The 4,150-nt window shown below is 40.0% G+C and carries 5 protein-coding genes and 1 pseudogene; all 6 read left to right on the forward strand.

What is annotated here, in order from left to right:
• The coding region (locus tag AC1DG9_RS24305; protein WP_477635398.1) for an HAD-IC family P-type ATPase at window positions 1-605 on the forward strand (605 nt) is incomplete at its 5' end.
• Window positions 602-784: a cbb3-type cytochrome oxidase assembly protein CcoS gene (gene ccoS, locus AC1DG9_RS24310; RefSeq protein ID WP_172662629.1), complete on the forward strand. Its 183-nt coding sequence runs from the start codon at window positions 602-604 to the stop codon at window positions 782-784. The genes AC1DG9_RS24305 and ccoS, both read left to right, overlap by 4 nt.
• A gap of 69 nt (window positions 785-853) precedes the next feature.
• Window positions 854-2,965, forward strand: a complete 2,112-nt coding sequence (gene ccoN, locus AC1DG9_RS24315; RefSeq protein ID WP_477635399.1) for a cytochrome-c oxidase, cbb3-type subunit I — start codon at window positions 854-856, stop codon at window positions 2,963-2,965.
• Window positions 2,966-2,982: 17 nt separating this feature from the next.
• On the forward strand, window positions 2,983-3,150 hold the full coding sequence (locus AC1DG9_RS24320; RefSeq protein WP_172662627.1) for a hypothetical protein: 168 nt from the start codon (window positions 2,983-2,985) through the stop codon (window positions 3,148-3,150).
• Window positions 3,147-3,944, forward strand: a complete 798-nt coding sequence (locus tag AC1DG9_RS24325) for a cbb3-type cytochrome c oxidase N-terminal domain-containing protein (protein WP_288883690.1) — start codon at window positions 3,147-3,149, stop codon at window positions 3,942-3,944. Before AC1DG9_RS24320 ends, AC1DG9_RS24325 begins: the two co-directional genes overlap by 4 nt.
• Window position 3,945: 1 nt before the next feature.
• Window positions 3,946-4,150: pseudogene (locus AC1DG9_RS24330) on the forward strand (cytochrome c oxidase accessory protein CcoG); the annotation flags it as partial.

Consider the following 4,150-nt stretch of genomic DNA (forward strand, 5'->3'; position numbering starts at 1 on the left):
GTGCCGTCCATGTAATGATTAACAATGTATATGTGGGTTTTTTCACTATCAGGCAGCAATGGAGAAATGGCTTTAAAGAATTGATGTTTAAGCTAAATACTCAGGCCGATTTACATCTGCTATCGGGAGATCATAACCACGAAAAAAAACAGCTCATCCCCTTCTTCCAGGACAGCAGCAAACTACATTTTGAACAATCTCCTCAAGACAAACTTGACTATATCCAACAACTTCAAAAAGAAGGAAAGAAAGTTTTAATGTTCGGCGACGGACTAAATGATTCAGGTGCCCTTAAACAAAGTGACTTGGGCGTTGCCATTACAGATAACATAAACAATTTTTCTCCTGGATGCGACGCCATACTGGATGGATTATCATTTCATAAAATTCCTCAATTTATCCAGCAGGCAAAAGACGCGGTAAAAGTAATCGGAATGTCCTTTGTCATTTCTCTGATGTACAATACAGCCGGATTATATTTTGCCGTACAAGGACTTTTATCACCATTGATGGCGGCGATACTAATGCCACTAAGTACCATTACAATAATCCTGTTTACCTCGCTTGCAGTAAGACTATTTGCACATAAAAACAAATTACTATGAACATGATTTATTTACTCATTGGCTGTAGTATTTTACTAGCCCTGATGTTTCTTTTGGCTTTTTTCTGGATGATTAAATCTGGTCAGAATGATGATACGTTTACCCCGGCTGTAAGAATTCTTTTTGATGACGAGGTAGCCGAAAGGGAAATACAAATAAGTGACGAAGATCATGCCTAGCTAAAACTTACATCACATATAGCCGTACCTGGCAGCAGTAATTTTACAACCGTTAACTATAATTTCAATATGACTGAAAAATTCTATTACGATAACAAGATCGTTAGGAACTTTGCCGTAGCCACCATTGTTTGGGGAATCATTGGCATGACAGTCGGGCTTCTGGCTGCTATGCAGCTTTTTAAGCCCGAGCTAAACATGGGTTCGCAGTATACAACTTTTGGGCGCATCAGGCCTTTGCATACCAATGCTGTAATTTTTGCATTTGTAGGCAATGCCATCTTTATGGGGGTTTACTATTCCCTACAGCGGTTGCTGAAAGCAAGAATGTTTAGCGACATGTTAAGTAAAATTCATTTTTGGGGCTGGCAGCTTATTATTGTTTCAGCGGTAATTACGCTTCCGCTGGGCTTTACCTCATCTCATGAATATGCTGAACTGGAATGGCCAATTGACATTGCCATAACCGTGATTTGGGTGGTCTTCGGGATAAATATGTTTGGTACAATTATCAAAAGAAGAGAACAGCACATGTATGTTGCGATATGGTTTTACATCGCAACCTTTGTTACGGTAGCTGTCTTACATATTGTCAATTCATTTCAATTACCCATATCATTGTTTAAAAGTTATTATTTGTATGCAGGTGTTCAGGATGCTTTAGTTCAATGGTGGTACGGTCACAATGCCGTAGCCTTCTTTCTAACTACCCCCTATTTGGGAATGATGTACTACTTTCTTCCAAAAATGGCTAACCGACCGGTATATTCTTATAAGTTAAGTATCCTGCACTTTTGGTCGCTGATATTCATCTACATCTGGGCAGGTCCTCACCATCTTCTATATACATCACTCCCATCATGGGCACAATCATTAGGTGTAGTGTTTTCTATTATGCTCATCGCGCCCAGTTGGGGAGGCATGATCAATGGCTTGTTAACCCTTCGTGGAGCATGGGACAAAGTGAGAGAAGATGCCACATTGAAATTTATGGTTGTCGGCTTAACAGCATATGGTATGGCCACTTTTGAAGGCCCAATGCTTGCACTAAAACAAATTAATGCTATTGCCCACTACACGGACTGGATTGTTGCCCACGTACACGTAGGTGCATTGGGCTGGAATGGTTTTTTAACTTTCGGTATCCTGTATTGGTTAATACCCAGAATTTACAGAACACCCCTGTACTCAAAAAAGCTTGCTGCATTTCACTTTTGGATAGGAACACTGGGAATTATTTTCTATGCAGTGCCGCTTTACTTTGCAGGTTTTACCCAAGGCTTAATGTGGAAACAGTTTACTGAAGACGGGATGCTTAAATATCCCAATTTTCTTGAAACCTTATTGCAGATCATTCCAATGTATGTGTTAAGAGCCATAGGTGGCGCCATGTATTTGATTGGTGTCATAGTAATGACCTATAACATCATTAAAACCGCCAGAGCAGGAAAACTACTTGCCAACGAACCTGCAGAAGCACAGCCGCTCTCAAAAACTTATGAGGCGGTAGGTTCAGACAAAAAAATTCATAGAATTCTCGAGCGAAAACCAATGGTATTTATGGTATTGTCTTTAATAGTGATCTTAATTGGGGGGATGATTGAGATGATGCCGACATTTACCATAAAATCAAACATCCCTACTATTAGTAGTGTAAAACCGTATTCACCGCTTGAATTGYAGGGAAGGGACCTTTATATACGAGAAGGATGTGTGAGCTGCCACTCCCAAATGATAAGGCCTTTCAGATCCGAAACAGAAAGGTATGGTGAGTATAGTAAAGCCGGTGAGTTCGTATATGACCACCCATTTCTTTGGGGTTCAAAACGTATCGGCCCTGATTTGGCAAGGGAAGGTGATAAATATTCCAATGCATGGCACTTTAATCACCTATTGGATCCTMAAACCATGTCACCAGGAAGTATTATGCCTCCGTATGAGTGGTTGATTAACCAAAAACTGGATACCACTACAACCATTGCCAAGATTAATGCTATGCGGACTCTTGGTGTTCCATATGAACCTGGTTTTGAACATAAGGCGAATAGTCATCTTAACAACCAGGCAAAAGAGATTGCTGCGGACCTTCGCAAAAGCAACGTACGTGTTCAAAGCGACAAAGAAATTATTGCAATTATAGCCTATCTGCAAAGATTAGGTACAGACATTAAAGCTAAGTAGAACTAAAATTCTTAAAGATGTTTAAACAATTTTTAAATCAGGTAGATGGTAGCCAGGTGTATTTAATAACATCACTTGGCATATTCCTATTATTCTTCATTATGGTAGCTGCATTGCTTTTGATAATGAAAAAGGATAAGATTAAGTATATGAGTGAATTACCCTTAAAAGATGATGTACAATGACAGATATGTTTATCTGGGCCTTACTGATTACCGCAGTATTGCTCCTTGCAGTATCAGTGCTGCTTCTAAAGGTAATTAAAGTATATGTGCATGAAAGCCTGAACCCTACTCAGTTCGCAACACCTGAAGAGAAAAGGTTAAGACGTATTGCTGCTGAAAAGACCGAAATCGCGCGACCTAAGAAACCATCAATCTGGGTAAAATTAATGGGCTTAAGGCCAATCGCTGAGGAGAAAGATATCGTAATGGAACATCAATTTGATGGAATTGCAGAGCTGGACAACCCTACTCCTGCATGGTTTATGGTTCTATTCTATGGAACAATCATTTTCGCCATTATTTATTTACTAAGCTACCACGTATTTGGTTTGGGAAACTTACAGGAAGAGGAATATGCAATAGAGTTAAGACAGGCTGAAGACGCTAAAATTGCTTTTCTTCAAAAACCAGGAAGCGCCGGGAATAAAATAAATGAGAACAATGTAGAGCAATCCAAAGATGCCGGGGTGCTTACCGCAGGAGCCGGACTTTTTAAAACTGCCTGTGCCCCATGCCATGGTGAGCATGCAGAAGGCTTGGTTGGACCAAACTTAACCGATGAGTTCTGGATTCATGGCGGTGGTGTTAAGAATATCTTTAAAACCATTAAATATGGAGTACCTGATAAAGGTATGATTGCATGGGAAAAAACACTTAAGCCTAAACAAATTGCCGACCTGGCCAGCTACATTATGTCTCTCAAAGGGAGCAACCCTGCCGGAGCCAAGGCACCACAGGGTGTAAAACAACAATAAGATGTCACAAACACCAGCACATTTTAGAGATCAGGTATCCACGCTTACTGATGATGGCCTGAAACGAAAATGGATCTATCCGAAGATAATAAAAGGAAAACTGTACAAATACCGTTCTGTGGTTAGCTATTTTTTCCTTTTATTGCTGATTTGTGCTCCGTTTATAAAATTGAACGGTGAACAACTTGTGCTGTTAAACGTAATAG

This window comes from Pedobacter sp. 05L430 (assembly GCF_056397585.1).

Excerpts from the sequence above, each read along its gene's own strand:
- ccoS (WP_172662629.1), top strand. The coding sequence starts at position 602 with ATGAACATGATTTATTTACTCATTGGCTGTAGTATTTTACTAGCCCTG.
- AC1DG9_RS24320 (WP_172662627.1), top strand. The coding sequence starts at position 2,983 with ATGTTTAAACAATTTTTAAATCAGGTAGATGGTAGCCAGGTGTATTTA.
- AC1DG9_RS24325 (WP_288883690.1), top strand. The coding sequence starts at position 3,147 with ATGACAGATATGTTTATCTGGGCCTTACTGATTACCGCAGTATTGCTC.